Source organism: Coxiella endosymbiont of Ornithodoros maritimus (genome assembly GCF_907164965.1).
In the GTDB taxonomy this organism is placed as follows: Bacteria; Pseudomonadota; Gammaproteobacteria; order Coxiellales; family Coxiellaceae; genus Coxiella.
The window spans coordinates 23,304-46,119 of sequence record NZ_CAJRAM010000038.1 but is presented as its reverse complement, the minus strand read 5'-3'; the positions used below and the strand labels follow the sequence as shown (position 1 = coordinate 46,119).

Genomic DNA, 22,816 nt, shown 5'->3' with positions numbered 1-22,816 from the left:
AAAGATTTTCTGTTAATTCGCGTCGCATAAATACACCATTCAAAAAATTAAAATTCTGGCGTCTAAAAATTTTATTGCGCATAGAATAGCTAATACAGGAGCAAATAGATCGGAAATATTGAAGAAGGGACGTTCGTTAATGTTAAGTTGCTAACGTCCCCGTTCTCCAATTTTATTTGAATAAATAGATAGGCTGACCCATTAAAAGGGGAAGTTTTCTATTATATTTCTATCTTTTAAAATTTTCTACCTTTTAAAATTGATCAATTCAACTACTTTACAGATACCTTTTAGCTTATTGATTTGAAAGTGGAAATCTGGTGCCCGGGGCCGGACTCGAACCGGCACGGGTTATTAACCCGAGGGATTTTAAGTCCCTTGCGTCTACCAATTCCACCACCCGGGCTCAGAATGAGCGTGGCAATAAATCTGGTATTTATAAACAGATAACAGATACAGGCTGAGGCCGGACTCGAACCGGCGTACGCGGCTTTGCAGGCCGCTGCATGGCCACTCTGCCACCCAGCCATATCAGTTTACATACCAACATACCAGGGCACGCTGCCCATGTTAGCTTACTCTTAATCTCGACTCAACTACTATTGTTCTGCCAAACTGATGAGGTACTCGGCAATATTGAAACTCTTTGATAAGAGGCGCCCGATTGAAAGGAGTTCAAGCGCTTAGAGTGGCACGTGAATGGTGTTCATTTTCTGTTATCGTACAAAAAGCTTAAAATAATCTATTTAGCTTACTGTTATTTAATTCAGGATGCTTCTCCTTAAGCATATTTGATGATTAGATTAAATTAACTGAATTATCTAATTCTTTTTTAATGCCTCAGCCGCTATTATTTTTTGTTTTTTAGGGTAACCCGCGTTAAAAAATTTAGCTATATTAGGATGGATCTAAGTTTCTTTTTCTCTTCTCAATATTTTTAAATATGCTTTAAATAAGACTACTGTAACATAACTTATCAGTTTTTTTCTAAAAAAATTTTTTGAAAAATGAGCTAATAGCAATTGTCAATTCTTAAATATAATAATGTCCATCAACTAGGTTGAAAATTCTAGAAAGTTTAAATTCTGATAAGCGTCAGTAAATAAACATTTCATTAATATGTCAAAATATGTTTTTATCGGCCGGGAGCCAATTATTTTTATTTTTTTGAAAGCAAGGGGCGCAGAGTTAGAAAATATTTTTTTAATTGATTGATTGTCAAAAGCCTCCTTACGAGTTGCAATGAATTCTAAAAGCTAGAATAGCTAGATATAGAATTTATATTCATAGCTATCAATAATTGTGACATTTGAATTAGGAGCTGATTTTTTATGAATTCTAAATAATAAACCGGAAAGTGAAAGTGAATTTCATGTAGTTCTTTTATTAAAATTGCATATTTTTTTCTAAGAGAGAAGAAATATGTTTGTTAGCCATTTTAAGTAAATTATTGTCTGAAATAAAAGATCACTCTATAGCATAAACACAATCGAGTAAATTGCGTAGTGGACGGTCTTCTTTATTAGAATAGCTCTCTTTGATTAATTTTTGGAAAAAGCTTAATAAATAAAAGACCAGTTTATATCACGGATACAACTATTCTCATCAATCTCAAAATATTTTTGACCAAGGCTATCGTTAGGAGCTGAGTCCGATGCAGAGCGTCACAGTTGAATATTTGTACTTAATCACTCTAGAATAAAAATAAATAATATTTGCATAAGTAATGAGCCGGTAATGTTAACAATTAACGCCTCTATGGCAAATTGTTTACCTATTAAGAAGGTATATCAAGTTCGATACCCAATAACGTGCAACGCCGCCGGCTCCGCATCCTAAAAAAATGAGTAGCATATTTATTCAAAACTTCAATGACAGAATCTTTCTTTTAATTAGAAGAAGTCAAAACTTAAAGGAGTTTTTTATAGGTTTTGCAAATTGATTCAACAACGAACAGCGCTGCGTGTGGTAGGGCATAGAATTTTTATAGCATTTTTCGTTACCTTTTCTAATACTTCAATGAGATCAAAATCAATATTAAGCGGCGGTAGCCAATAGAGCGTATTCCCGATGGGGCGCAGCAATACCCCTTGTTTTATAGCCTCTTGATACACTTCGTAGCCTAAACGGGGGCGACCTGCTTCCGGAATTAAATCAGCAGCAACAATAGCACCAATGCCCCTTACATTTTTTAATTGGCCCGTTTCTTGTGCAACTTGAGTCATCTTTTTTAACATGAACTTGCCTAATTTATGAGCTCGTGCACATATTTTTTCTTCAGAAAAAACTTTTAATGTAGCTAATGCCACAGCGGCGGCTAATGCATTTCCAGAATAAGTATGAGAATGCAAAAAATCTTTTCCTGTTTGATAATCGTCATAGAAAAGCTGATAGATTTCATCTGAGGTTAGCACGACGCTAAAAGGCAAGAAACCAGAGGTTAATCCTTTTGAAAGACAGACAAAATCAGGAATAATTCCGGCATGTTCGCACGCGAGCATTTTCCCCGTGCGGCCTATACCTGTCATGATTTCATCGGCAATAAAATAAATGTGATTATTTTTAGCCCACTGAAACAATCGTGCTAGAAAATCTTGACTATAAATTTTCATACCGCTGGCACCTTGGACAATCGGTTCTACCAAAATAGCGGCTGCTGTTTCTGCGTGGGGTTTGAGCAAACGTTCAACCCCCTCCCAGTGTCCTGAACAGTCGTTCCATTCTGGGGCTTGCGTATTCAGCACGTAAGGAATTGATTCGATAAAATAAGGTTTAAATAGCATCGTCGAATAAGGCGCTCGATAAAGTCCAACGTCACTGACACTTAAAGCACCGACAGTTTCACCATGATAGCTATTTTTTAAAGCAATAAATTTCTTTCGCTTTTTATGGCCTTGAATAATTCTTGAATGTAAACTCATTTTCATTGCAATTTCGACCGCACAAGAGCCATCGCCTGCGTAAAATACTTTATTTAAACCGGGTAAAAGAGCGGCCAATTGTTGGGAGAGCGCTACAATAATTTCGTTAGTGGTATTAGCAAAAATAATATGTTCAAACTTTTCTAATTGCTGTTTTAAAGTTTCTTTTAATTTAGGGTGGTTATGGCCCAATGATTTACACCACCAACTGGAGATCGCGTCAATTATCTTTTGGCCATTGCTGAGTTCAATATAGCTACCATAGGCTCTTTTAATAATAAGTGGCTTAAACTGCTCGTAATCTTTCATTTGGGAGCAGGGGTGCCAAACATGTTGACTGTCTAATCTCTGTATATCGTTTTCTAACATTTGGTTAACCTTTTTGAATTTTTAAGTTGACTCAGTGAAAAGAGTAACATAAACTTTTTTTAGTGCAAATTGGGCGGTTATTTCTATTTAAGGGTTAAAACGCAACCAATTATTACTATAACTGCTAAAGACTAAAAAACTTAAAGCCCGTTATCCCCGCCTGCGCGGGGATAACGAAGTCAAACTTTGATCACGAAGCCTAAAATTGAAATGGCTGTGATTGCTGGGAAATGATATGAGCTCAATTGCTGCGGTTAATCAAGTCGAGTTTTTTATATTCTATTAATTAATTTGGGGAGAAGGACAAGTGAAGGGAAATAATTGGAATCAAGCATCCGTTGCTAAATTATTTGAATTACCTTTTTTTGAATTGCTTTATAAAGCTTATGAAACACACCGATCGCATTTTGATGTGCGGGATATGGAGCTGTGTACGCTTTCCAGTATTAAAACAGGAACGTGCCCTGAAGATTGCGCCTATTGTCCTCAAAGCGGTCATTATAAAACTGATGTTGAAAGGGAAAAATTAATTAAACTTGAAGCTGTCTTAGAGCAAGCTAAAGCAGCAAAGGAAAATGGCGCCCGGCGTTTTTGTATGGGGGCTGCGTGGCGAAGTCCGCCGAAGCACGAATTACCTAAAGTGTTTGAAATGATCAAATCGGTTAAAGCACTGGGGTTAGAAACATGCGTAACCTTGGGAATGTTAGATCAGGAGCAAGCGCTCCAATTAAAAGAAGCCGGTCTTGATTTTTATAATCATAATCTCGACACTTCGCCTGAATTTTATAAAAAAATCATTACCACACGCACGTATCAAGATCGGATCGAAACGTTGAAAAACGTGAGAAATGCAGGCATTAATGTTTGCTGCGGCGGAATTTTAGGAATGGGTGAGTCTCGAGCAGATCGGATTCAACTGTTATTAGAACTTTATCAATTACCAGAGCCGCCCAACAGTATACCAATCAATCAATTAATTCCCATTAAAGGAACTCCATTGGAAAATATAAAAGCGACTGATCCTTTTGAGTTTGTAAAAACGATAGCGACCGCTCGTCTTCTTTTTCCTACTTCGGTAATACGATTATCCGCTGGGCGTGAAGCAATGAGCGATGAGTTGCAAGCTTGGTGTTTTATGGCTGGCGCGAATTCCATTTTTTACGGTGATAAGCTATTAACCGCCAAAAACCCCGGTCAAAATCGCGATCTCAATTTGTTAAAAAAGTTAGGATTAAAAGTACCCGTTTTAACTGAAGAACATGCTTGCTACTGATATTAAAAATAAGCTTCAATGCCATGCTCAATCTGCTCTTTTACGTAAACGAATTGTTGTTGCAGAACGTAAAGAAGCGCGGGTCAATATAAATGGCAGAGATTGTATCAATTTCTGTAGTAACGATTATTTAGGATTAGCGAATGATCCAGCGGTGAAGGCGGCTTTTATTCGCGGCGTTCAACAATATGGGGCGGGTAGCGGTTCTTCGGCTTTGATTTCGGGTTATTTTAAGCCCCAAAAAATGCTAGAAGAAAAATTTGCTGCATTTTTGAATCGAGATTGCGCTATTTTTTTTAATTCAGGATATTTGGCAAATTTAGGGGTGATAACTTCATTGGCTGATCGAAAGCAAATTATTCTTTCTGATAAATTGTGCCATGCCTCGTTATTGGATGCGATACAACTTTCAAGAGTAAAACATTATCGTTATCCACATCAAAATTTCGAGCGACTCAAATTTTTAATATCTTTCAAAAGAGCTCATTTTTTAGTGACGGAAGGTATTTTTAGTATGGAAGGCGATATCACACCGTTGCCGTCAATAATTGATTTGATTTCAGACCAGGATATTTTGCTTATTGTTGATGATGCTCATGGGATTGGCGTTTTAGGTAAAAATGGTGGTGGCATTTGCGAATATTGGAATCTAACTCAAACGGAGCTCCCTTGTTTAATAACTCCTTTGGGAAAAGCGTTTGGTTGTGCTGGTGCTGTTGTTTCGGGTCGTAGTGAGCTTGTCGAGGCGGTATTGCAATTTTCACGAAGCTATCGTAATACTACTGCTTTACCGCCCGCGCTAGCATTAGCGGTTTCGAAATCGCTTGAAATTATTCAAACAGAGACTTGGCGTCGTGAGAGGCTCACCGCACTTTCTCAAACGTTTATCCAGTATTCTAAAAAGAATGGTCTAAAATTAATATCGGATGGCCCGACGCCAATTAAATGCTTACAAATTTGTGATAATCAAAAAACGCAAATTATTCAAGAGAAACTGATTGATTTTGGTTTTTTTGTCTCCTGCATACGACCGCCGAGCGTACCTGCGGGTGGTGCGAGAATTCGGATTTCTCTTAGTTGTTTTCATACCGAAACTCAAATCGTGCAACTGCTTGATCGACTGGCTTCGTTGTTATGTTAAGGGAACCGATTGTTTTTGTTTCTGGCTGGGGGGTTCATGCTTCTTTGTTAAAAGAAAATCCATACCTTGAAAGAAAAATTACTTTAATTGATTTACCCTGGTTGACAGAATTGACGCTTGAATCTGTGGTAAATTGTTTATTGTCTCAAATTCTCGATAAATCAATTATTTTAGGGTGGTCATTGGGTGGATTAATCGGAATTAAATTAGCTTCCCAATTTCCCGGAAAAGTCAAAAAACTTGCTTTAATTTCAAGTTCACCACGCCTTGTCGCTGACGCTAATTGGCCTGGAATTAATAAAAAGGACGCCGAGCAATTTCTTATTTTAGCTAAAGAAAATTTTAATAATTTGTTTGATTATTTTTTATTTTTGGTTAATTATCCAAATAAAGACTCAGCTTTTAAAAATCAATTAATCAAAAATGCCGTTGATTTTAAAAGAGATAAAAATTATTTGAGAAATTATCTTTCAATTTTATTTGAAACAGATCTTCGTGAAGAATATAGCCGTCTTAAAATTCCTTTATTTCATCTATTCGGAGAAAAGGATGCAATTTATAAAGTGGATTCAAAAGCGCTTGCCAGTTTAAATAAACAATCTAAAATTCATTCACTCCCTAAAGCAGGACATCTTCCTTTTCTGACTCATGCCCGGGAGTTTTATGATCGACTAATGCGGTTCGTTAATGATGATTAATTCGTTAAAAAAGCGTATTCAGCGCTCGTTCAATAAAGCGTTTGACACTTACGATGATTATGCTTCGATTCAACGCGAAATTTGCAAGCAATTACTGACACCATTGAAAGAGATGCGTATTCAAACAAAAATTATTGCAGATTTTGCTTGCGGAACTGGTATCAGTACTAAAGCTGTTGCCAATTCTTTTCCTTATCAAAATCTTTATGCAATTGACTTTTGTGAGAAGCTTTTGATGCAAGCCAAAAGTAAGTTAAAAGAATCTAACGTTGAGTTTATATTAGCGGATTTTGAAACTAATGTGTTCTTTTACAATTCCTTAGATCTTATCTTTTGTAATATGGGGTTTCAATGGGCTTTGGATCTAAAACAAACTTTTTTTAGATTATTTTCGCAGTTAAAGGCGCTTGGTGTGCTTGCTTTTTCAGTTCCATTGCTAGGGACCTTCTGTGAATTAAGGAATGACTGCCGAAATCCCTTTTTAACCGTGCAATCAATTGTTCACTTGTTAAAGGATGTGGGTTTTGAACTGCTTGCTACCGATGAAAAAATTTTTACTGATTCATTTGAATCGCTATTAGATGCTATTCGATCGATTAAATCCATTGGTGCGAACTGTTTGCTTTACCCGAAAAGAAACAAAGGCTTGTCACCGATGCTAATAGAAAAGTATAATACCGATACGACACTCACTTATCACATTGGATTTTTTATTGCGAAAAAGATAATACAATGAAGTTCTTTATTACAGGAACCGATACAGGGGTGGGAAAAACATACGTTAGTACTTTGTTGCTACATCAATTTAATAACAAGGGTTTTTCAACTTTTGGGATCAAGCCTATTGCTTCAGGTTGCTGTAGGATCAGCAATAAGCTTTACAATGATGATGCACTTGCGTTGCAAAAAGCTGCATCCATTAAGACGACTTACGAGCACGTTAATCTGATTGCGTTAGAATCCCCCGTCGCGCCACATATCGCCGCGAAATTGAATAATCAAGTTTTATCAAAAAACGATCTAGCAAGAATGATTAATCAAATTTTTAACCTCCCCGCCGACGTGTTTATTGTGGAAGGGGCAGGTGGATGGTTTGTTCCATTAAATGAAAAAGAATTCCTATCAGACCTAGTAAAATTACTTAAAATACCTGTCGTTTTAGTTATCGGCATTAAATTAGGTTGCTTAAATCATGCTTTTTTAACGGTAAAGGCCATGCTGCGGGAAAAAATACCCTTGGTCGGCTGGGTCGCTAATTGCATCGAGCCGGATGTCCTTTTTATGGCCGAAAATATTCAAACATTAAAAAAGAGAATAAAAGCTCCTTGCTTAGGAGTGATTCCTTATGGCGGTGCTGCTACTGGAAAACTTTTTATTCAGCCGTTGTTAAATTATTTTAGCAAAGTCGTGTCACCAGAAGAGAATATCCGTTGAGAACCATCTGAGAGTTGGACGGTTAAATAACCCTGTGAGTTAATTCCCAAGCTTTTGCCTTGGAGCTCTTGTCGGCCGGATTTTAATTGAATTTGCCTAGTAAGTAGATAGTCTTTGGTTTTCCATGAGGGCAAAAATTCGTTAAAACCTTTATTTTCAAAACAATAAATGCAGCTAACCAATTCATTAATTAATGCAGCACAAAGCTGATTCCGGTCTTGGTCCGTGGCAGTTAAATTTTTAATGGAAGTCCAGGGTTGATTGATTTTATCCTGTTCTTTTTCCATGTCTACATTAAGACCAATTCCAATAATTGCTGGACAAAAGCCATGTGTTTCCGCTTCAATTTCAATTAGAATACCGGCTAATTTTTTATCCTCACAAATTATATCATTTGGCCATTTAACGAAAATGGGTTTTGTCAATGGGCAGCTTTTTTCAATGGCATTACAAACGGCTAACCCGCAAACTAGACTTAAAGCGGCGAGCTCGCTGACATCTTTATTGAATGGATATTTCAAGGATAAATAAATATTTTGCCCAAAAGGCGAGTGCCAGGCGCGTTGGAAACGGCCTTTACCTTGAGTTTGCATTTCAGCTAAACAAATGTTTAGTTGTTGAGGGGGGCGGTTCACCCCTTTTAAATATTCGTTGGTAGAATTAATTTGCTCGAATAAATCAATTCGAACCGGTTCTGCTTGAACTCCATTTTTAATTTTTTTTGGGTCTAGCAATAGCAAGGGCTGCTCTAAACGATACCCCTTGCTTTTATCGGCGGTGATGGGAATCTCATATTTTTTGAGTTTTTGGACGGTTTTCCACACCGCCGTTCGGCCGATATTCAGGGCCTGGCCGATGGCGGTTCCGGGATGGAAGCGCCTGTCATTGAGAACTCCTATGATTTGAGCGAGATGATTTTGAGAATTTTTCATGGTTGGGAAACTAGATCTTTGTAAAATAACCCCTATTCCGCTGCGCTTCATACGGGTTACTTCTATTTTTCTACAGCGCTAAATGGTACACTATAAAGTATTTTTAGTATAGTTGACCCCTTATGATAAGACCTCTAGCTCTGTATGTGGGTTTGCGTTATACCCGGGCAAAATGCCGCAACCACTTTATTTCCTTCATCTCCCTGGTATCGATGTTGGGGATCGCGTTGGGGGTGGCCGTGTTAATTACGGTCTTGTCGGTGATGAATGGCTTTGATTATCAGATTCGCACCCATTTCTTTGCCCTTGCGCCCCAAGTAACAGTCATGACAGGGCAAAATATCGAAAAAACCTGGCCTGAATTACAGAAAACCATTGCTTCCAATCCCGAGATAGTCGCCTCAGCGCCGTTTGTCACGAGGATGGCTTTACTAAGTAACGAAGGAAGCGTTAGTGGAGCCACTGTCTTAGGCGTGGTGCCCTCGCAAGAGAGAAAAGTATCCCAACTTGAGGAGAAATTAGTGGGGGGAAGGTTAAGCAGTTTGAATCCCGGGAGATATAACATCATTCTCGGACTCAAACTGGCCGATCAATTGGGGCTTTCCATCGGCGATAAAGTTAGTCTATTCACCCCGCAAACAACGACAACCCCTCTGGGGATTTTCCCTCAATTTCGCCGTTTCACTATTAGTGGCATTTTCAGCACCAAAAGCGGTTTTGACTTTGATGCCGGGATTGCTTATATCAATATGCAAGATGGCTTTAGGTTGTTTTCGCAAGGTACAAGTGGGCTACATGTTAAAATAAAAAATCTTTATCAGGCACAGTTGGTCACTCAGCAGTTGCGAAAACTACTGCCCGGAGAGTTTCTGGTAACAAATTGGACAGAACAATTTGGTTCTTTTTTTAAAGCTATTACCATGGAAAAAACGATTATGTTTGTCATTTTATTATTGATTATCGGCGTGGCTATTTTTAATTTGGTATCTATGTTGGTGATGGTCGTTAATGCCAAGCGTGCAGATATAGCAATTTTACGCACGTTGGGCGCTACTCCTCGTACGATTATGTCTATATTTGTTATCCAAGGCGCTGTTGTGGGAATTATTGGGACGCTGATGGGGGTTATTGCCGGCGTTATTTTGGCGTTAAATGCAACCGCGATTGTCAATGGTATTCAACAAATTTTTCATGTGCAGTTTTTAAAGAGTTCGATTTACTTTGTGAACTTTTTACCGTCGCGTTTACAATGGTTTGACGTTCTTAATGTTTCCCTTATTGCATTCGCCTTAAGTTTGATTGCAACAATTTATCCGGCGTTTATCGCTTTCCGAACCGAGCCGGCGGAGGCATTGAGATATGAATAGTGAGCCAGTCATTCATTGCGAAAAATTAAGTAAAACCTATGTCGAAGCGAAATTGCGTGTGCCGGTATTGCATGAAGTTGAATTTTCCGTAGCTCCCGGCGAACGTATTGCTATCATCGGCGCCTCTGGTGCTGGCAAATCAACTTTTTTACAATTATTGGGTGGGTTGGATAAGCCTTCCAGTGGAAAAATATGGGTGAATGGAAACGATATCAATCAACTCTCTGAACGAGAAAAAGGCTTATTACGTAATCAACATTTGGGGTTTGTGTATCAATTCCATCATTTGTTGCCAGAATTTAACGCATTAGAAAATGTATGTATACCCTTATTAGTGCGTAGCGGGATCAAACCTAAACAGGCAAGACAAAAAGCATCGGCCTACCTTGAAAAGGTTGGCTTAAGTCACCGCCAAAAACATCGCGTTGCTGAGTTATCTGGTGGAGAAAAGCAGCGCATCGCTTTAGCGCGTGCTTTAGTAACTGAGCCATGTTGTGTTTTGGCAGACGAGCCCACTGGTAACCTCGATCAAAAAACAGCAGAACGGGTAGCTGATTTAACCTTACAATTGAATCGTTCGTTAAATATTAGTTTTGTTATTGTGACGCATAATCGTGAATTTGCTGACAAGATGGACCATGTATTGCTATTAGACCAGGGACGACTTCAGCCAGAGTCAGAGAGAAATCATTGAGGCAAACACGTCGTTATTTCATTGACCGGTGTGAAGGGCGGCGAACGCATTATTTTGGTGTACATCAATTTCCTCACTACTTAACCTGACTCTCTAAGCGAATTTAAAGAGTTGGCGCATTCATTAGGGGGTGATGTTTTGACCATAGTGAAAAGAAAAAGAAATCAACCGGAATCTAAATATTTTGTGGGAAGAAGGAAGGCAGAAGGAGTTCAGCAAACGGTGCATGATTTCAATGCAGATTTAGTTTTATTTAACCACGAATTATCTCCTGCCCAAGAGTGTAATTTGGAAAAATTATTTCAATACTGCGTTTTAGATCGAATAGGATTAATTCTCGATATTTTTGCTCAACGTGTGCATACCTTTGAAGGTAAATTACAAGTTGAACCGGCTCAATTAAAACACCTCAGTACCCGGCTGGCACGAGGGTGGGGCCACTTAGAGCGACAACGGGGTGGGATCGGTTTGCGTGGGCCGAGGGAAACTAAGTTAGAAACAGACCGACGTTTAATTGGCGGTCGCATAAAAATGATTATAAAGGGCTGGACAAAGTTGTCCCTCAGTGTCAACAAGGTCAGCGAGCATAAAACGATCCGCTGTTCGAACCGTTTTTTTAGTAGGCTACACGAATGAAAGGAAATTGACTTTATTCAATGCGATCACTGAAGCCAATGTTTATACAGCAGACCAACTTTTTGCAACCCTATACCCTACTTTTCGCCAACTCGAACTGCCGACACCAAGTAAAATTATTTTAGTCGACACACTGGGATTTATTTGTGGCCTTCTTCATGATTTAATTGCAGCATTTCGCGCAACGTTGGATGTGGTCGACGCCCATTCGCCAGATTTGTTAGTTATGCTTGATGAGGTGCAAAAGGTGTTAGAAACGATCTGCGCAGAAGAAGTACCCTAGTTATTTATTTATAATAAAATTGATTTACTTGAATCGAGAAAACCACGAGTGGATTATGATGAAAAAGGAAAATTCCGTCGTGTGTGGCTATCGGCCTTGACTGGAGAAGGAATCGATTTGTTGAATCAAGCAATTGTCGAATTATTGGCGGACGCTATTATGGCTTGTTACGTAACACTCGAAGCAAAAGAAGGTAAATTGCGTTCGACGTTATATAAAATGGGTGTCATTAAAACCGAAAAAATTGATCCTGAAGGTCAGATGCAATTGGTGCTTGAAATTCAATGAAAAGATTATCAACGTCTCTTTGAATATCATGCTCGACCTGTGGCTTGCCGTGAAGAGAGGTCAAGACGCGCGCGACATCCTTCAAGCTCCCGCGGTCAAGCCGCGGGCTAACAAGATTTAAGGTCTTTATTTAAGTGAAGAAGGAGTAGTAAATGAACGTCGTTATTTTAGGAACACAATGGGGTGATGAAGGTAAAGGCAAAATTGTTGATATGCTGACTGCAGATGTGGCTGCAGTCGTGCGTTTTCAAGGGGGACACAATGCAGGTCATACGTTAATTATCGATGGTAAAAAAACTATATTGCGTTTAATTCCTTCCGGGATTTTGAGAGAAGGTGTTTTGTGTTTGATTGGTAATGGGGTTGTTTTGTCTCCCCCTGCGTTAATGGAAGAAATTGAAGAGCTAAACGCAAAAGGAATACCCGTGACAGAGCGGTTGAGAATTAGCTCGGCTTGTAATTTATTATTGCCTTATCATGTGGCGCTGGATAAAGCGCGTGAAGCCAAGTTAGGCAGCAAAGCGATTGGCACGACGGGTCGAGGTATCGGTCCTGCTTATGAAGATAAAGTAGCGCGACGAGGCATTCGCGCGATGGATTTATTGCATCCCGGTCAGTTATTGGAAAAAATTAAAAAAGCTACGGCTTATCATAATATTCAATTAGAACATTATTATCATCAAACGCCACTGAATTATCAGAGTATTTATAATCAATTAATGGAATTTCGTGAAAAAATAAAACCGATGATCGGTGATGTTTCAGCACTTTTGGGTAATCTGCGAAGGCAAAATAAACATATTATTTTTGAAGGGGCGCAGGGTTCGTTGTTGGATATCGATTTGGGTACTTACCCTTATGTGACTTCTTCAAATACCACTGCAGGCAGTGCCGCGACAGGTAGCGGCTTTGGGCTATTGTATTTCGATCGTGTGCTGGGTATTACGAAGGCTTATGTCACTCGCGTTGGCGCAGGGCCATTTCCTACCGAATTAACCAATGAGGAAGGAAAAAAAATGGCGAAGCGTGGCAATGAATTTGGTTCAGTAACGAATCGTCCCCGCCGATGCGGATGGTTTGACGTAATTAGTATGCGTCGAACGATTCAAATAAATAGCTTAACGGGCATTGTATTAACTAAACTTGACGTATTAGATGAATTTGCCAAGATCCACTTATGCACGGCCTATCGTTTTGATGGAAAGGTAGTTAATGAACCGCCTTTTGATCAATCGTTATTAGAATCGTGCGAACCTGTATATGAAGAAATGTCGGGTTGGCAAACAACCACTTACGGCCTAACCGATTACAGCAAAATGCCAAAAGAAGCGCGCAATTATATTTCACGACTCGAAGAACTCTTGGGAGTCCCGATCACTATTATTTCTACTGGCCCCGATCGTAAGCATACAATCATTCGCCAGGCGGTTTTTCATCAAGTCATTACTGCAAAAGAATAGATAGAGGTTCCCGTATTCCACTTCGCTCCATACGGGCTACTTGGCGATAGCCCTCGTTGTATCCTCAGAAGTTTTAGATTTTCATTAATGGTCTCGCGAACAGCCAATGAGAAATAAACAAGCCAACAAAATAACTAGAAAACGTTTTATCAAATTTCCTCCTTAATAAAGGGTTACCACTAGATACACATAATGATCGACAAGCAGGGCAGTAAATAGAAACATCAAATACCAGATACTGTACTGGAATGTCCGTATAGGTATTTCCTTGCGCTGGCTAGTCAACAAACGAATGGCCCAATAAAGAAAGCCTAAATTTAATAGACAGACACTTGAAAAATAAATCCATCCGGATGTCATGATCACAAAAGGTAAAAAACTAATTGCTGTTAATAATAGTGTATAGAGTAGGATATTAATTTTGGTATAAGTGATCCCATGCGTATTTGGCAACATGGGAATATTGACTTTAGCGTAATCATCAATCCGGTGAATAGCTAGCGCCCAAAAATGGGGGGGGGTCCACAGAAAAATGATAAGTAATAAAATTAAAGCGGGTGGATCGATGTGACCAGTTACGGCCACCCATCCTAAAAGTGGCGGTGCGGCGCCTGCTAAACCGCCGATGACAATATTTTGCGGAGTGGTATGTTTTAAATAAAGCGTATAAAAGCCAGCGTAACCGATCAAGGTAATAAAAGTGAGTAAGGCGGTCAGTAGGTTTACAAAACCGATTAAAATAATCATCGATAAAATACAAAGGATGCCTGCGAAAATAAGGGCGTTTTTTCGGTTGATTTTCCCTTGCACAATGGGGCGCCGATAAGTTCGTCGCATTAATTTATCGAGGTGATGTTCGAGCAAGTGATTAATCGCTGCGGCAGAAGAAGCGGCAAGCACAATTCCTAAGTTACCAAATAAAAAAACGCGCCACGATACAATGCCTGGGCTGGCTAAACACATCCCGACAATGGCCGTTAATAACATTAATAAAACAACGCGGGGTTTGCAGAGCTGAAAATAATCCCACCAGGTTGTGCTTGTCTGTGTTGTCGATATGATTTCAGTTCGCGTTCTCATTTCTGCACCTGAGTGACGTTGTTATGTTTTTGGTAAAGTATCACGGTTGCTGGAAACACCATAATGACGAGTATGATAAAAGGAATAACGGTCCAGAAAATTTCAACGCTGATACGTTCATGAAAATTGGTAGGAACGGCGCCTCTGGATTTACGAAATTTATAGAGAATAGAAATCATCGCTCCAAAGGTAAGAATACTCATAGCGACGCAAATATAAAAAACAATCATGTGTAATTCGAATATGCCGCGAGACAGCGATAACATAGTGTCTATCTCCACTGTATGTCGTCATCCCGTAGTAAGTCAGCGGAAAGTATTCACTTCTAGATTCCCACCTTTAGTGGGATGACATATTTTTGAATTCAGAATTAGGTATTTTCTGCGGTGTCATTAAAACATATCTGAGTAATTTTACAAGGTGAAAAAAACGTAAAACCCGTCGCCCTACGCAGGCGGGGACCCAGCGCACTACGTGCGCAGCGCCCTGAAGGCGCGCTAGATTCCCCCTGCGTGAATGACGAAGCCTAAATTGAAATGGCTGTAACTGGTAGAAAATGATATGTCCTTCGGGGAGAGGGTTAGGAAAAGAGGGAGTTATTGTTAAACCTTTCCTTGCTTACGCAGCTTCCAAAGCCGCTTATCAATGCGCCCTCGCTTGAGCGTCGATAACCGATCAAGAAAAATAATACCATTCAAATGATCCAATTCATGCTGGATGCACTTCGCCATAAACCCAGTCGTTTCATATTCCAGCGGCTTCCCATAACGATCCCGCGCCCGCACTTTGATTTTCGCCGCCCGGGTGACCTTTTCAAACGTACCCCCACCGACAGACATACACCCTTCTTCCTCCGTATGCTCCCCACTGCGTTCAATAATCTCAGCGTTCACCAAGCACAAAGGCTGATCTCTATTGGGAGAAAAGTCTATGACTGTAATGTGCTTGGGATTTTCCATGTCCAACTGAGTAGCCGCTAGCGCGGCGCAATTAGTCGCTGTATAATGCGTTTCAAACATCTCATCAATCATTTTCTGTAAGGCATCGTCAAATTTTTCAACGTGTTGGGCAGCGGCTTTTAAGCGGGGATCAGGGTATTGTAAGATCTTGAACATGTAATGTGCTTAAAATTGGAATCTTAATCTGCCGAGGAGAGGACTCGAACCTCCACGGGGTTCCCCACAAGTACCTGAAACTTGCGTGTCTACCAATTCCACCACCTCGGCATGGCGTAGAAACTCTAGCCTTGGGGGTTAGAAATGTCAAATTCTACCCTACCAATTAAATTTTCTTTAAGATTAAAGAGCTAAACTTTAGCATATAGTTACAGTATTGAGGTTTTTATGTGTTATCACTTTGGCTCAGCACTCACTGAAAAAACTTTCGTGTCTATTTTCTCGCCGAACATTGACTTATCACAGTTAGGGTAGCCTCCTGAAGAGTGGTTGGGCCTGCTTAATCCAGATATGCGGACCTGGAACAGAGGAGTGTTTTGATAAGCATATTGGTAAAAGTTCTACTTTTGCTCATAAAGAACGTTTAATCCATAAATTAAAAATTATTTACCACCGTTTAAACGGTCATCCTTATTTCATTAATACTTTTAGACCATTGTTCTATGATGGTCGCGTTGCATTAGTGAGTAAATTTACAGAGGACATTGAGCAATGCACGCTAAGTTTTGATAGTCAAATAAGTGATATTGTGAGGTCTTTCACGAAGCCTTCTTCTTTCCTTGAGTTAATGACTATCGTGAGGGAAGAACTTGTAAAAGAAGTGTCCCTGAAAATGGGGGAATCAGTCGGGGGGCATTCTAATAATCGTGTCTCTGTGATGACAGCTGAGGATCGATATGGCGTAAGGCTTATTAATCGAACGGATGGTTATCGAGACAGGTTATCAGATAAAGTGATTAAGAGGGAGTTAGAAATCAAATCCCAAAAGGAGTTTACTCCTTTCAGATTACTTTTTTTCTGAGCAAAGCATTGCAGGATTTGTTATCAAAACGAGTCTATACGGGAAAGAAAAAATAAAATCAATACTATGCTTCCGTTACGGAGGTTAATAGCTTTTAAAGAAGTTATTGAAAGATCTTTAACATCCTTAAAGGAAGTTGAGGAAAAAGAAGAAAAGAGAGCGGTCTCTGAGACTGAGATTCGATATTTTATTTATGAACAACGATATCCTTATTACATAATCTGTTTACCTCCTGGGGAAGAAAAAGAAACAAAAACAAAAGAAATACAAAGAAAAATTAGACAAGAAGGTATCGTATTTGAGCTCGATAAACAGAATAACCAATAGATTACGCGTTACCTCAAAAAAATGGAAGTAAATGAAATAAAGATTAGAAAAGAATACATCAATCAATTAAATAGTATTCATGATAAAGATAACAATCCAAAAGAAATGGAAATTGATGATATCCAGAATCGGAGGGTTATGAATGACATGATTGAGTCATCGGGGCTTGCTTATGTTTCTGACGCGCATTGCTATTCCATCGATATTAATTGGCGCTTCATTCAAAAACCACTTTTTAATCTTTTAATTGAACAAGACTATTTTAATAAATCTTACCTTGTTCCACGGAATTTGTTTGATTTTTCTTTCATCAGAAGCCTTTTGCTTAAATCCAGCAAGGAACTTATAGACTCCTAATTATGATTAGCTTGATAAATCTAAAAAAATTCTGATCTAGATTACAGGGATTTTTCTACGGTACTTGGAATCGGTGAATCCAATTACATCAGGGACTTTTGGGTGCAACGCGGCTCACTTTTAAATTACTTGTCAGAAATTCGATCTAATTTTTCCGAATATTTTGATAAGTTAATGAAAAAAAATCGCTTTCTTAAAAATTTTATTGATAGGTTGATAGGCCTTATAAAAAATAAAGTTCAAAATGGAATTCTTATCAGGATTGCTGAATTATTTTAATTCCTAGGGCAATTATTAAAATACATTGGTCGGGTAAACCTAGACCGTTTGTATTAATATATCCAGCGATTTAATTAAGTGGATGAGGGATATAATTTACTTATGTTGGCTACACAAAGTGGATCTGAAAATGCGAACAATATCTTCGACTGGGTAATTGAAAGTCAAGAAATTTCCACTCCAGGATAAATTAAAAACTTAGTATTAACGGATCATTACAAGATTTTACAATTGATGCCTGTTAATTTATTGAGGGTTTTAAATAGGATGTGGGGTTTTCTAACTAATCAATTCTTCTTAAGTAAGGTACGCAGTTGGGCAGTAGAAGAAATCCTCACAAGGACTGACTCCAACACGAATATACTTCTTTCCTTACTGGGTTCTTCTTGTAATGAAGAATTCGCTATGGTTATTTTAAAATTTGTGGTTAATCAACGAGAAGTCTTGAGTAATGATGGAATAGAAAAGCTCTTTTTTCAAAAAAGGAGGTTTATTTAAAAGAAATGCCTTAATGATAGCAATGGATCTTAATGGACCAAGCATTATAGAAGTTATTTTAAAAGCAATGATGAAATTGTCTAATCTTTTATTTGTAAGAGGTTAACCAGAAATTCTTGGATGTCTTTTTCGATGTGCTTGTAGCCAGTAGAATTTAAGTTTTAATAATGAGCTTATTAATTATGTATTTTTTCAGCCTGTATTGAATGAGATTTTATTTGAATTAGAAGAAGGGAATGAAATTCTCTTAAAGTACTTTGAAACGGACAATTTAGCGTTACCACCTTCAGAATGCCACAGAGAGGAAGTTCAAAATTAACTCGATCTATATTTAATAAACTCGCTAATTTAGGCCGTAACATTGATAATATTCAATTAATAGATTCAGTGGTATTTAAAAACGCTATTACGGTATTTTTCTATCCACTCTTTCAAAGGAGGGTCGAATCCTCCCTGGCTTTCTTTTGTAGTAGATGTATTATTAGAGACGTATATAAAAAGAATGAAATCCAGCGAAATGAAAGATGTCATTTACTCAAGCGCCTTTTTCTTAATTTAGGACTATTCCATAAAAGAAAAAATAGCAGCTGCTAACCGGCTGAAAGAGGTTAAACAACGAGAGTTGACGAGTGTTGAATTTTTAAAAGTAATAGCAAAAGATTATTCCGTGCTGAAGAACGGAAAGCTGGCTAAAACCTTCGATGCTTGTTGCTTTTTAGTCGTTGGACGAAGAGAAAGCTTTATCTGGAAAGTCAATCTAACGACCAATCAATTTCTACTCGCCCCATCTCGTGCAATAATTGGTTCGCTTTTGAAAAATGTCGACAACCGAGGAAGCCGCGGGCGGTGGAAAGTGGTGAAGGATGGGGGGCTTTTAATATTCGGTGACGCAGATTAGTGATCAATTGAGATTTTTTTTGGGCATAGAAGCCCCAGAGCAAAAATACAATACCCTCGGGATGATCATTTAAACTTTGGATCACTTTATCAGTAAAACGGTGCCACCCAATGTTAGCGTTGGATTGGGGTTTGCCAGCTTCGACGGTCAAAGCGGCGTTGAGCAGCAACACGCCTTGTTTGGCCCATTTTTCTAGGAAACCGTGGGACGGGATTGGAACACCCAGGTCTGCGTGCAGTTCTTTAAAAATATTTTGTAACGAAGGCGGGGCTGGGACGCCTGGGCGAACGGAAAAAGCTAATCCGTGAGCCTGGTTTGGGGCGTGGTAGGGGTCTTGACCCAAAATAACGACTTTAACTGCTTCGTAAGGCGTTAATTTCAACGCATTAAAAATATCTTTTTGCGGCGGGTAAATAATTTTTCCCGCTTTGCGTTCTTTTTTGACGAAATCAAGGGTCTCTTGAAAATAGGGTTCTTCTTTTTCTTCGCCCAGAACCGTCTGCCAAGTTTGTGTTTCAGCCATTGTTGTCATTGATCACTCTTTCATTGTGATGATTTCTCCAAAGCCTAACTTTTTAAGCTCGTCATGTAAATAATTCGATTCATTTATATTGGATAAAGGTCCAATTTGGACGCGATAGAGAGGTAATTGGTTGTAAATACTTCTTAGAACAAAAATGGGTTTTTTAATGTAAGCACGCAGTTCTCTTTTTAAATTTTCAGCGTGTGTATGTTTGCGAAAAGCACCGAGTTGTATAAATAAGTGCGATGGTGACGTCACCTTTCCCAACGTTATTGATTTTGTGGGCGAATGTGGATGAGTAAAATCAATGGCTTTAACTTCAACGAGGGCCGTTCCTCGATTAATGTAACCGAGTTTTTTAGCGGCGGTGTAGGACAAATCTAAAATACGGTGCGGGACAAAAGGACCGCGATCGTTGATTTTTACGACCACCGATCGGCCATTGCTTAGATTAGTAACGCGAACGAAACAGGGAATGGGTAAAACCGGACTTGCGCCAGTCATCGCTAGCATATTGTAAGGTTCACGGGCGGACGTTAATTGACCATGGAATTTAGTGCCGTACCAAGAAGCAATGCCGCGTCGTTGGTAGCCACGGGCTGTTTTTAAAACGTGATAACGTTTGCCGTTGACGGTATAAGACGAGGGGTTGGCATATTTACTTCGCGGTAAAGGTCGGGGTTTTGGATTGGAAATTTTATCGACATTCACATAAAAATGCGGCGGTCCATCTTTGATATGAGAAGCACATCCTGATAAAAAAATAATTAATGCGGCAGGTAATAGAATTTTTTTCATGGTAGGGTCTATTTTTTTATTTATTAATATTTTTTTAGGCTGAGCCAGAATTCATGGACTTACGAGCAGCGCAGCGTGCATAGAAGTGCGTGAAGCAGCGAAGACAGGAAATCGATGAATTATGGCCAGCATAGTAGAATTGTAAACAGACCTCAGCTAAATTTAAATGAGCTGCAATAGATTAATTGGATAGTTTCAACGCAAGCAAAGAGTAACAGCAAAATTATGAGCAAAATTAAATCAGTTTATGGAATTCATGCGGTAAGCGCCGTACTAGATGTAACGACTCAACGGATTGTTAAGCTGTACGTGCAAGAAAATCGAGACGATCAGCGTTTGGAGTCGTTAGTAGAGAAAGCCAAGGGTCTAGGCGTGAAAGTTATTCCTCTTTCTCGCACTGAGTTAAATACATTAAGTAATGACAAACATCAAGGCATTGTTGCTGAGTGCGAAGAAGTGGAAAATTTAGATGAAAGTGCTCTTTTAAGTTTATTAAAAAAGCGCGAAACGCCGGCTTTGTTATTAATCCTTGATGGTGTTAAAGATCCCCATAATTTAGGGGCCTGTCTTCGCAGTGCCAACGCATTCGGCGTTCGAGCTGTTATTGCGCCCAAAGATCGTGCCGTGGGTATGACACCGGTGGTTCGTAAAGTGGCTTGTGGGGCGGCCGAAATGACACCCTTTATTCGCGTGACTAATTTATCGCGTACCATTGATTGGTTACAAAAAGAAGACGTTTGGATTGTAGGAACGGCGGTCGAGGCAGAAACTCTAATTCAAGAAATTGATTTGACGGGAGATATTGCTATTGTGTTAGGCAGTGAAGGCGGGGGACTGCGTCGATTGACAAAAGAGCGGTGTGATTTTCTAGCGCAAATTCCGCTGTGTGGGAGTGTTGAAAGTTTAAATGTTTCTGTAGCTTGTGGGATTTGTTTGTACGAGGCTCAGCGGCAGCGGGAAGTCCCTTCGCCCTCTTAACTAAGAGAGGGGCATATCATTTACCCACGAGTCACAACAGCCATTTCAATTTTAATCCTTGTCATCCGCGCAGGCGCGCCTGCGCGGGGATGATGGGTTTTAAGTTTTTTTAGCCTTTACCACTTGTTTCTATCTTAAAAAGAAGGAAGGGGTTTTAAGGGTTCTTGTGTTTCGTCCTGTTGTGCTTTGATTAGTTCCGTTTCTTCTTTGTGAATTTGGTTGAATTCATTGTTCAATTTTTTTAATAATTTGGTGATAATATTATCCTCATGAGGTTGCTGTTGGCGGCTGAAGGAGCTGCGAGTGGCTAAGTGAACTTTGGTACGTAAATAGTGTTCAAAATTCATGAGTTTTCTTGAAGGGAAGGGAATATTAAGGTCGATAAATCGATTTTTTAATTCTGGTAGGGGTTCTTTATCTTTTAATTCTTTGATTTCAATTTCAGAAAGCGTGACGCCGTTGCCGGTCAGTGCTATAATAAGAAGTTTATTCCAACTTTCGCGTTTTTCTTGCCATTGCTGACAATGGGATTTGGTAAGTTCGTTGAGTTTTTGTTGTATTTTATTTAATTCAGCAGAGGTAATTTTTTCTAAAATAGCTTTAGGCGGCGCACTCTCACGCGGATTTTTATTGAAAATTTCATCTATAGACGCATTTTTGAAAGAGTGGCGTAGGCGCTTAACTTTTGTCGAAAAAACTTTGGAGAGGGCCTTCCAATGCATCTTCCAGTTGCTAATCAGAAATCAACGTGGACACCGTTTCGTTAACTTTTTTTCTCTCTTTTATATAAGTGGCATTTTCAACAATCTTATCGTATAAGTTCTGCCAATCGCTAATCAGTATTTTAGCATCGGTTGAAATCATAGCGTTTACCTCGAGAATAAAAATTTCCATAGCGTTCCTTCGCTTGTTCGCGAGAAGAGTCAGGGAAAGGGGACAGTTCAGTAATTTCTTTTTTTCAAGTAGATACTTTTTTTGATGAATTCAGCGATCGTTTGAGGCGCATAAAGGTTGAATCGTTGTAAACCCAAAATAAATCCTATTTGTCGTTGCAAGGTTGTTCCATAATGGCTAATAGATTTTTGTAATCAATAGTATCCATTTCGGTCGATTGAGAAACCATTACCTCTAAGGTTCGGCCGATAAAATGAGTAATGCTTTGCGATCTAGAGACAAAGCGGTCGTGTTGATCAGGTGTCATTTCTAAGATTTTTATTTTTTTAAAAGAAAAATAATTTTTCCAGAATTCATAGCAATCGTGCGTATCGCGCGCAGGGTGCATCATCATTTTTAATTGCGCTTTTTGGAGTGAGTCAGGACCAAATAAGGGGTGCGTTGCAACGATGCCTACAGAAGAAGGTAAGTGGGGTTCCATTATTTCTAGTGGATAACACTTTACTGAACAAATATCGATAACGGTGGTTTTTTTAATTAGCTTAGGCGCTATTTTAATGATGGTGTTTTTAAAATGGCATATAGGAACGGCGATGAAAATCGTTGATAATTGTAGCACCGATTTCAGGTGAGAGCATCTCTGAAAGCAGCCTGCCAAAGCGGCCACAACCGATGATATCGACACTCTTTTTAATTCTAGGGTTCATAAAT

At 39.1% G+C, this 22,816-nt stretch carries 18 protein-coding genes, 3 tRNA genes and 5 pseudogenes; 13 read left to right on the top strand and 13 right to left on the bottom strand.

Translation table 11 applies throughout. The features are described from left to right. Positions 1–318 precede the first annotated feature (318 nt). The 4 genes and pseudogenes from OWO34_RS04700 to bioA form a co-directional block, all read right to left on the bottom strand. Positions 319–406 (bottom strand) — tRNA-Leu (locus OWO34_RS04700). Between the two features lie 51 nt (positions 407–457). Beyond that, positions 458–528: transfer RNA gene (locus OWO34_RS04695), tRNA-Cys, on the bottom strand. A gap of 1,163 nt (positions 529–1,691) precedes the next feature. Beyond that, positions 1,692–1,860, bottom strand: a pseudogene (locus OWO34_RS04690) (fluoride efflux transporter CrcB); the annotation flags it as partial. Between the two features lie 83 nt (positions 1,861–1,943). Beyond that, positions 1,944–3,290 (bottom strand): adenosylmethionine--8-amino-7-oxononanoate transaminase, encoded by a 1,347-nt coding sequence (bioA, locus tag OWO34_RS04685; protein WP_267256716.1) that lies wholly within the window; start codon positions 3,288–3,290, stop codon positions 1,944–1,946. A gap of 307 nt (positions 3,291–3,597) precedes the next feature. Between bioA and bioB the strand changes: the two genes are divergently transcribed. Genes bioB through bioD form a run of 5 tightly spaced genes read left to right on the top strand, consistent with a single transcriptional unit; the run spans position 3,598 to position 7,836 of the window. Further along, positions 3,598–4,563, top strand: a complete 966-nt coding sequence (gene bioB / locus OWO34_RS04680; protein ID WP_267256715.1) for a biotin synthase BioB — start codon at positions 3,598–3,600, stop codon at positions 4,561–4,563. Then, the gene (locus OWO34_RS04675; protein WP_267256714.1) at positions 4,550–5,704 is read left to right on the top strand and encodes an aminotransferase class I/II-fold pyridoxal phosphate-dependent enzyme; all 1,155 of its coding nucleotides are present in this window, start codon (positions 4,550–4,552) and stop codon (positions 5,702–5,704) included. The genes bioB and OWO34_RS04675 overlap by 14 nt, the downstream gene beginning before the upstream one ends. Beyond that, positions 5,698–6,402: an alpha/beta fold hydrolase gene (locus OWO34_RS04670; protein WP_267256713.1), complete on the top strand. Its 705-nt coding sequence runs from the start codon at positions 5,698–5,700 to the stop codon at positions 6,400–6,402. Before OWO34_RS04675 ends, OWO34_RS04670 begins: the two co-directional genes overlap by 7 nt. Next, positions 6,392–7,138 carry a malonyl-ACP O-methyltransferase BioC gene (bioC, locus tag OWO34_RS04665; protein WP_267256712.1) on the top strand — a complete coding sequence of 249 codons (747 nt, stop codon included), beginning with the start codon at positions 6,392–6,394 and terminating at the stop codon, positions 7,136–7,138. The genes OWO34_RS04670 and bioC overlap by 11 nt, the downstream gene beginning before the upstream one ends. After that, entirely contained in the window at positions 7,135–7,836 is a 702-nt protein-coding gene (bioD, locus tag OWO34_RS04660; RefSeq protein WP_267256711.1) for a dethiobiotin synthase, read from the top strand. The genes bioC and bioD overlap by 4 nt, the downstream gene beginning before the upstream one ends. Here bioD and OWO34_RS04655 read toward each other — a convergent pair. Then, positions 7,794–8,768: a biotin--[acetyl-CoA-carboxylase] ligase gene (locus OWO34_RS04655; RefSeq protein WP_267256710.1), complete on the bottom strand. Its 975-nt coding sequence runs from the start codon at positions 8,766–8,768 to the stop codon at positions 7,794–7,796. The genes bioD and OWO34_RS04655 overlap by 43 nt on opposite strands. A 122-nt stretch (positions 8,769–8,890) precedes the next feature. Here OWO34_RS04655 and OWO34_RS04650 point away from each other — a divergent pair, with 122 nt between their 5' ends. The 4 genes and pseudogenes from OWO34_RS04650 (at position 8,891) to OWO34_RS04635 (ending at position 13,496) form a co-directional block, all read left to right on the top strand. After that, complete coding sequence (locus OWO34_RS04650) at positions 8,891–10,135, top strand: lipoprotein-releasing ABC transporter permease subunit (protein ID WP_267256709.1); 1,245 nt, start codon at positions 8,891–8,893, stop codon at positions 10,133–10,135. Then, on the top strand, positions 10,128–10,829 hold the full coding sequence (locus OWO34_RS04645; RefSeq protein WP_267256708.1) for an ABC transporter ATP-binding protein: 702 nt from the start codon (positions 10,128–10,130) through the stop codon (positions 10,827–10,829). Before OWO34_RS04650 ends, OWO34_RS04645 begins: the two co-directional genes overlap by 8 nt. After that, positions 10,826–12,157: pseudogene (gene hflX, locus OWO34_RS04640) on the top strand (ribosome rescue GTPase HflX). Before OWO34_RS04645 ends, hflX begins: the two are co-directional and overlap by 4 nt. A 31-nt stretch (positions 12,158–12,188) precedes the next feature. Continuing rightward, a complete protein-coding gene (locus OWO34_RS04635; RefSeq protein ID WP_267256707.1) occupies positions 12,189–13,496 on the top strand; it encodes an adenylosuccinate synthase in 1,308 nt (435 codons plus the stop codon). A 162-nt stretch (positions 13,497–13,658) separates the two neighbouring features. Here OWO34_RS04635 and cyoE read toward each other — a convergent pair whose 3' ends face one another. The 4 genes from cyoE to OWO34_RS04610 all read right to left on the bottom strand — a co-directional run bounded on the left by cyoE (position 13,659) and on the right by OWO34_RS04610 (position 15,802). After that, positions 13,659–14,576, bottom strand: a complete 918-nt coding sequence (cyoE, locus tag OWO34_RS04625) for a heme o synthase (protein WP_267256706.1) — start codon at positions 14,574–14,576, stop codon at positions 13,659–13,661. Then, positions 14,573–14,857, bottom strand: coding sequence for a cytochrome c oxidase subunit II transmembrane domain-containing protein (locus tag OWO34_RS04620; protein WP_267256705.1), 285 nt, complete (start codon positions 14,855–14,857; stop codon positions 14,573–14,575). The genes cyoE and OWO34_RS04620 overlap by 4 nt, the downstream gene beginning before the upstream one ends. A 321-nt stretch (positions 14,858–15,178) precedes the next feature. Continuing rightward, positions 15,179–15,691, bottom strand: coding sequence for a peptide deformylase (gene def, locus OWO34_RS04615; protein WP_267256704.1), 513 nt, complete (start codon positions 15,689–15,691; stop codon positions 15,179–15,181). 29 nt (positions 15,692–15,720) lie between these two features. Further along, positions 15,721–15,802: transfer RNA gene (locus OWO34_RS04610), tRNA-Leu, on the bottom strand. A gap of 412 nt (positions 15,803–16,214) precedes the next feature. Here OWO34_RS04610 and OWO34_RS04605 point away from each other — a divergent pair. From OWO34_RS04605 to OWO34_RS04595, 3 genes are all read left to right on the top strand, one after another. After that, positions 16,215–16,553, top strand: a complete 339-nt coding sequence (locus OWO34_RS04605; protein ID WP_267256703.1) for a hypothetical protein — start codon at positions 16,215–16,217, stop codon at positions 16,551–16,553. Positions 16,554–16,619: 66 nt separating this feature from the next. Continuing rightward, entirely contained in the window at positions 16,620–16,880 is a 261-nt protein-coding gene (locus OWO34_RS04600; protein WP_267256702.1) for a hypothetical protein, read from the top strand. A 21-nt stretch (positions 16,881–16,901) separates the two neighbouring features. Continuing rightward, the gene (locus tag OWO34_RS04595) at positions 16,902–17,237 is read left to right on the top strand and encodes a hypothetical protein (RefSeq protein WP_267256701.1); all 336 of its coding nucleotides are present in this window, start codon (positions 16,902–16,904) and stop codon (positions 17,235–17,237) included. A 1,529-nt stretch (positions 17,238–18,766) separates the two neighbouring features. On the opposite strand, the gene ung is transcribed toward OWO34_RS04595, so the two are convergent. Continuing rightward, positions 18,767–19,444 (bottom strand): uracil-DNA glycosylase, encoded by a 678-nt coding sequence (ung, locus tag OWO34_RS04590; RefSeq protein ID WP_267256700.1) that lies wholly within the window; start codon positions 19,442–19,444, stop codon positions 18,767–18,769. 3 nt (positions 19,445–19,447) lie between these two features. Further along, the gene (locus OWO34_RS04585) at positions 19,448–20,245 is read right to left on the bottom strand and encodes a septal ring lytic transglycosylase RlpA family protein (RefSeq protein WP_267256718.1); all 798 of its coding nucleotides are present in this window, start codon (positions 20,243–20,245) and stop codon (positions 19,448–19,450) included. 154 nt (positions 20,246–20,399) lie between these two features. Here OWO34_RS04585 and rlmB point away from each other — a divergent pair. Continuing rightward, positions 20,400–21,211 (top strand): annotated as a pseudogene (rlmB, locus tag OWO34_RS04580) (23S rRNA (guanosine(2251)-2'-O)-methyltransferase RlmB). A gap of 134 nt (positions 21,212–21,345) precedes the next feature. Here rlmB and OWO34_RS04575 read toward each other — a convergent pair. Beyond that, positions 21,346–22,075 (bottom strand): annotated as a pseudogene (locus OWO34_RS04575) (hypothetical protein). Then, positions 22,056–22,812, bottom strand: a pseudogene (locus OWO34_RS04570) (prephenate dehydrogenase/arogenate dehydrogenase family protein). The pseudogenes OWO34_RS04575 and OWO34_RS04570 overlap by 20 nt, the downstream one beginning before the upstream one ends. Positions 22,813–22,816: the final 4 nt, after the last annotated feature.